Origin of the sequence: Dietzia sp. SYD-A1 (assembly GCF_015356725.1) — a bacterium.
Classification (GTDB): domain Bacteria; phylum Actinomycetota; class Actinomycetes; order Mycobacteriales; family Mycobacteriaceae; genus Dietzia.
In genome coordinates, this window is record NZ_JADDKI010000088.1 from 1 (window position 1) to 5,159 (window position 5,159).

Below are 5,159 nucleotides of genomic sequence, written 5' to 3' on the forward strand. Positions count from 1 at the left end.
CCCGTGTCCTGACCGATCGACTACCCGGCGCCCACGCCCGCCGACCGGCACCGGACGGCCCCGTCGTGGTGGTGGGAGGCGGGATCGCCGGTCTGGCCACCGCCGCCCTGCTGGCCCGGGATGGGCGCGACGTCACCCTGGTCGAGGCGACGGACCAGGTGGGCGGCCGCGCCGGTAGTTGGTCCGCCGAGGGCTTCCGCTTCGACACCGGGCCGTCCTGGTACCTGATGCCCGAGGTGTTCGACCACTTCTTCCGGCTCTGCGGCTCGTCCGCCGCCGAGCAACTCGACCTGGTCCGGCTGGACCCCGGGTACCGCGTCTACTTCGAGGGACGGGCAGAGCCGGTCGACGTCCGCTCGGACCGTCAGGCGTCACAGGAGTTGTTCGAGTCGCTCGAGCCTGGTGCGGGTGCCGCCCTGGGGAGGTACCTCGACTCCGCCCGGGCGACCTACGAGCTGGCGCTGCGACGGTTCCTTTACACCAACTTCACCTCGTATCCGGCGCTGGTGCGGCCGGACGTGCTGGCCCGCGCCGGGGCGTTGGTGGCGCGGCTCGTGCAGCCGCTGCAGTCGTTCGTCTCCCGCCGCTTCACCGACCGCCGGATTCAGCAGATCCTCGGTTACCCGGCGGTGTTCCTGGGGTCCTCGCCGTACCTGGCCCCGTCGATCTATCACCTGATGAGCCACCTCGACCTCACCGACGGCGTGCTGTACCCCCGCGGTGGGTTCACCGAGGTGATCGCGGCCGTCCGGCGGGTGGCCGAGGCCCAGGGGGTGCGCATCCACACCGGCACCCGGGCCGTCGAACTGACCACCTCCGCCCACGGCGGGGCTCACGGCGGCACCACCCGCGCACGGGTGACCGGTGTCCGGGTGCGCGACCGCGCCGGTGACGAGCGGACCCTGCCCGCCGGGCTCGTGGTGGGCGCCGCCGACCTGCACCACCTCGAGACCCGGTGGCTCCCGGAGGAGCTTCGCACCTACCCGCAGTCCTACTGGGACTCCAAGACGCCGGGGCCCGGCGCGCTGCTCATGCTGCTGGGCGTGAAGGGTGAGCTGCCGCAGCTGTCGCATCACACCCTGCTGTTCACCGACCGCTGGGAGGAGGGCTTCGACGCGATCTTCGGCGCCTCCACCCACATCCCCGACCCGGCCTCGCTCTACGTCTGCCGCCCCAGCGCGACCGACGACCCCGACGCCGGCATCGCCCCCGCGGGGCACGAGAACCTCTTCGTCCTGGTCCCCATCCCCGCCGACCCCGGTCTCGGGCACGGGGGCGTCGACGGCGCCGGTGACGCGACCATCGAGGCGGCCGCCGACCGGGCGATCGCCCAGATCGCCGACTGGACCGGGATCCCCGACCTGGCGGAGCGCGTGGTGGTCCGTCGCACCATCGCGCCGGCCGATCTGGAACAGGATCTGGGGGCGTGGCGCGGCACCGCCCTCGGGCCGGCCCACACGTTGGCCCAGAGCGCGTTCTTCCGGACCCGCAACGTCTCCCGGCACGTCGACGGCCTCTACTACGCGGGGGCGTCCACCATCCCCGGGATCGGGTTGCCCATGTGCCTGATCAGCGCCGAGCTGGTGCTCAAACACGTCCGGGGCGACACGGGTACGGCGCCGGTGGCCGAGCCCGGCGGGGGCACGGTGTTCGACAGGGCGGGAGAAGACAGGGCGGTGTTCGACAGGTGATCGGGCTGGCCTATCTCCTGGTTCAGGTGGTCTCGTTCACCGGGATCCTGGTGATCGACCACCGCTGGAAGCTGGCGGCGTTCCGTGCGCCCGCCGCGGCGGCGCTCGCCGTCACCGCCTCCGTGGCGCTGCTGCTCACGTGGGACGTCCTCGGGGTGCGCAGCGGGGTGTTCTTCCGCGGCCAGACCGACTTCATGACCGGTCTGCTGGTGGCCCCCGAGATCCCGGTCGAGGAGGTCGTGTTCCTGGCGTTCCTGTCCCACCTCGCGTTGGTGTGTGCGGCGGGGGTCTCCCGTGCCGTCGAGCACGCGGCCGCGTCCCGGACGGCCCGGGCGGCGGGGGAACGCCCGTGACCAGCCTCTACACGACCCTCAACCTCACCATGTCCATCCCCGTGGTGGCCGTGGCCCTCCTCGCGGCCTGGCGCCTGCGAGGTCAGGCCAGGCGCCGGTGGCTGATCGGGGTCGCCGGCGCATTCGTCATTCTCATGATCCTCACCGCGGTGTTCGACAACATCATGATCTCGGCCGGGCTCGTGGCGTACGACGACGAGCTCACCAGCGGCATCCGGCTGGGCGTGGCGCCCATCGAGGACTTCGCCTACGCCGTGGCCGCGGCGGTGTTCGTGCCGTCGGTGTGGGCGCTGCTCACCGAGTCGCCGCGCGTCGGGGCCGGGGTCGGGAACCCGACGGTGTCGGGCAGGGGTGACGCGCTGCTGGCACGCGGTCCGGGGCACGACGACGACGAGGTCCGCACCCCCGAGCGGTCCCCGTCACCCGGTCTGCTCTCCACGCTGTTCTGGTCGTCCCGGCCGGTGTCGTGGATCAACACCGCCGCGCCGTTCGCCCTGGCGTACTTCCTGGCCACAGGGGGGTTCGACCTCGTCGGCGTCATCGGCACGGTCTTCTTCCTGGTGCCCTACAACCTGGCGATGTACGGGATCAACGACGTGTTCGACTACGAGTCGGACCTGCGCAACCCGCGCAAGGGCGGCGTCGAGGGATCGGTGCTGGAACGCTCCCGTCACACCGCCACCCTCGTGGCCTCCGCGGTGACCACGGTGCCGTTCCTCCTCTACCTCGTGCTGGTGGGATCGCTGGAGTCGTCCCTGTGGCTCGCCGCGAGCGCCTTCGCCGTGATCGCCTACAGCGCCAGGGGACTGCGGTTCAAGGAGATCCCGTTCCTCGACTCGGTGACCTCCGCCTTCCACTTCGTCTCCCCGGCGATCGTCGGCTGGACCATCGCGGGTGCCGAGCTGACCGGGGGAGTGTGGGCCTGCCTGGTGGCCTTCATGTTGTGGGGCGCCGCCTCGCAGGCCTTCGGTGCCGTCCAGGACGTCCGCTTCGACCGCGAGGCGGACCTGAAGTCCGTCGCCACCGTGCTCGGGGCCCGCGCCGCGGTGTGGTTCGCGCTGGCCTGCTACGCCGCCGCGGTGATCGTCCTGCTGGTGGCGGCGCCGTGGCCCGCGTCCGGGGCCGCCTTCGCGATCCTGCCGTACCTGGCCACCGTCGCGGCCTATGTCGGAGTGACCGACGCCGACGCCGAGCGCACCAACGAGGGCTGGAAGCGATTCCTGGTGCTCAACATGCTGGCGGGATTCTGCGTCACGCAGATCATCCTGTGGTCGGTGCTCGTCTGGTCCTGACGCGCCCTGCGGCCGACTCAGCGCCCTGCGGCCGACTCAGCGCCGCAGGCGCCCCATCCAGCGCTGAGAGGGCGGCGAGGTGCGCCAGTTGCGCGCGATCGTCCGGAACGCACGGGAGAAGCGCCGGCGCATCGCGGCCGGATCGTCGAACGGACGCGCGGAGATGCCCACGGTCAGCGACCTGTCCACCCGCAGCCGGTCGTCGGCGCCGAACTGGAACGACAGGTCGATGTCGTCGTGCAGTTCCGGGTCCGACCGGTCGACTCCGTCGCGGACGCGCTCCCAGGCCGTGCGCCGCATCGCCAGATTGGACCCGAACAACACAGGGTGGGCCATCGCGGCGCCGACGGAGAAGAAGTAGGCGTCCATGTAGAGCAGCTGCGCGGCGCGGGCCCGCCACCCGCTCAGTCCGATGAACTCGCCCGGGCCCGAGAGCGCCACGAGACCCGGGTCCTCGGCGAACGCGCTCTCGATCCGTCGCATCCAGTCCGGGCCCGGGCGGGAGTCCGCGTCCAGGCGGGCGATCACGTCGCCCGAGGCCCGGTCGTAGCCGGCGGCGGCGGCCGAGGGGATGCCCCGGACCGGCTCGGTCACCACTCGCGCGCCGGCCTCGCGGGCGACGTCCGCACTCGTGTCAGAGCATCCGTTGTCCACCACGACGATCTCGTCCGGCGGCCTCGTCTGGCCGTGCAGGGCCGCGAGGCACCCGGCGAGCTCGTGGGCGTCGTCGAGGACGGGGACGACCACGGAGATACGCATGCCCCACATCCTGCCAGCGGGGCCTCGACCCCGCTCCACCGGGCGATTTGTGCCCCGTTCGAGCCTGTGTGTAATCTGCTAGAGGCTTTCACCCCGAGCCGCGGAGCGCTTCGCGACCCAGGGTGGCCGGCCCCCTTAGCTCAGTCGGCAGAGCGTTTCCATGGTAAGGAAAAGGTCGACGGTTCGATTCCGTCAGGGGGCTCGCACTGTGCGGGGCGGCCCGATCGCCCGACTGGCAGCGCATGCCGGTGTAGCTCAGCTGGTTAGAGCGCACGACTCATAATCGTGAGGTCGGGGGATCGAGTCCCCCCACCGGTACCGATCAGGATCACGAAGGCCGCCCACGTGTCGTGGGCGGCCTTCGTCGTGTCCGAGCTCCTTACCGTGCGGCCTCCAATTCCGCCGCGGCCTCCCGGCGGCGACGACGACGGTGCCGGGTGTGCTGGATGATGCTCGCCGCCACGGCCACGGCCAGCAGGCCGTAGAGCGCGAGGGTGATGTTCGACGAGACCAGGATCGACACGTCGCCCTCGGACTGTGCCAGCGACCGACGCAGCTCGAGCTCGGCCAGCGGGCCGAGGATCGCGGCGATCAGGACCGGGGCCAGCGGGATCGAGAACCGGCGCATGACGAATCCCAGGATGCCGATCGCGATCACCATCCACAGGTCCAGTGTCGAGGAGGAGATCGCGTAGGTGCCGAGCATCGCGATCACCGTCACGCCGGCGTACAGGTAGTGGCGGGGGATCAGCAGCAGCTTCGCCCAGACGGCCGCGAACGGCAGGTTGATGACCAGCAGGATGATCAGCCCGACGAACAGGCTGGCGAGCAGCGGCCACACAAGCGCGGCGCTCGTCTCGAAGAGCATGGGGCCGGGCTGCATCCCGTACTGCTGGAACGCGGCCAGCATCATGGCGGCCGTCGCCGAGGTCGGCAGGCCCAGGACGAGCAGTGCGCCCATCGCGCTGCCGGCGGTGGCGTTGCCCGCGGCCTCGGGAGCGGCGACGCCCTGGAGCGCGCCGCGGGTGCCGAAGTCGGGGTCGTGCCGCCGCGCGGCCAGGGCC

At 71.6% G+C, this 5,159-nt stretch carries 5 protein-coding genes and 2 tRNA genes; 5 read left to right on the top strand and 2 right to left on the bottom strand.

The window, feature by feature from the left end; genetic code table 11:
* Nucleotides 1–8 precede the first annotated feature (8 nt).
* Genes crtI through IY392_RS04535 form a run of 3 tightly spaced genes read left to right on the top strand, consistent with a single transcriptional unit; the run spans nucleotide 9 to nucleotide 3,336 of the window.
* The gene (gene crtI, locus IY392_RS04525) at nucleotides 9–1,691 is read left to right on the top strand and encodes a phytoene desaturase family protein (protein ID WP_194860624.1); all 1,683 of its coding nucleotides are present in this window, start codon (nucleotides 9–11) and stop codon (nucleotides 1,689–1,691) included.
* Nucleotides 1,688–2,044, top strand: coding sequence for a lycopene cyclase domain-containing protein (locus IY392_RS04530; protein ID WP_194860621.1), 357 nt, complete (start codon nucleotides 1,688–1,690; stop codon nucleotides 2,042–2,044). Before crtI ends, IY392_RS04530 begins: the two co-directional genes overlap by 4 nt.
* Nucleotides 2,041–3,336 (top strand): prenyltransferase, encoded by a 1,296-nt coding sequence (locus IY392_RS04535; protein WP_107757123.1) that lies wholly within the window; start codon nucleotides 2,041–2,043, stop codon nucleotides 3,334–3,336. Before IY392_RS04530 ends, IY392_RS04535 begins: the two co-directional genes overlap by 4 nt.
* A gap of 36 nt (nucleotides 3,337–3,372) precedes the next feature.
* Here IY392_RS04535 and IY392_RS04540 read toward each other — a convergent pair whose 3' ends face one another.
* Nucleotides 3,373–4,095 (bottom strand): glycosyltransferase family 2 protein, encoded by a 723-nt coding sequence (locus IY392_RS04540; RefSeq protein WP_194860622.1) that lies wholly within the window; start codon nucleotides 4,093–4,095, stop codon nucleotides 3,373–3,375.
* Between the two features lie 129 nt (nucleotides 4,096–4,224).
* On the opposite strand from IY392_RS04540, the gene IY392_RS04545 reads away from it, so the two are divergent.
* Together IY392_RS04545 and IY392_RS04550 are read left to right on the top strand one after the other, a co-directional pair.
* Nucleotides 4,225–4,297: transfer RNA gene (locus tag IY392_RS04545), tRNA-Thr, on the top strand.
* Between the two features lie 42 nt (nucleotides 4,298–4,339).
* Nucleotides 4,340–4,413, top strand: a tRNA-Met gene (locus tag IY392_RS04550).
* A gap of 61 nt (nucleotides 4,414–4,474) precedes the next feature.
* Here the strand turns inward: IY392_RS04550 and IY392_RS04555 are convergent.
* Nucleotides 4,475–5,159: tripartite tricarboxylate transporter permease (locus tag IY392_RS04555; RefSeq protein WP_194860623.1), on the bottom strand; the 685-nt coding region annotated here is incomplete at its 5' end.

Coding starts and splice junctions, on each gene's coding strand:
- IY392_RS04540 (WP_194860622.1), bottom strand. CDS start 4,095: ATGCGTATCTCCGTGGTCGTCCCCGTCCTCGACGACGCCCACGAGCTC.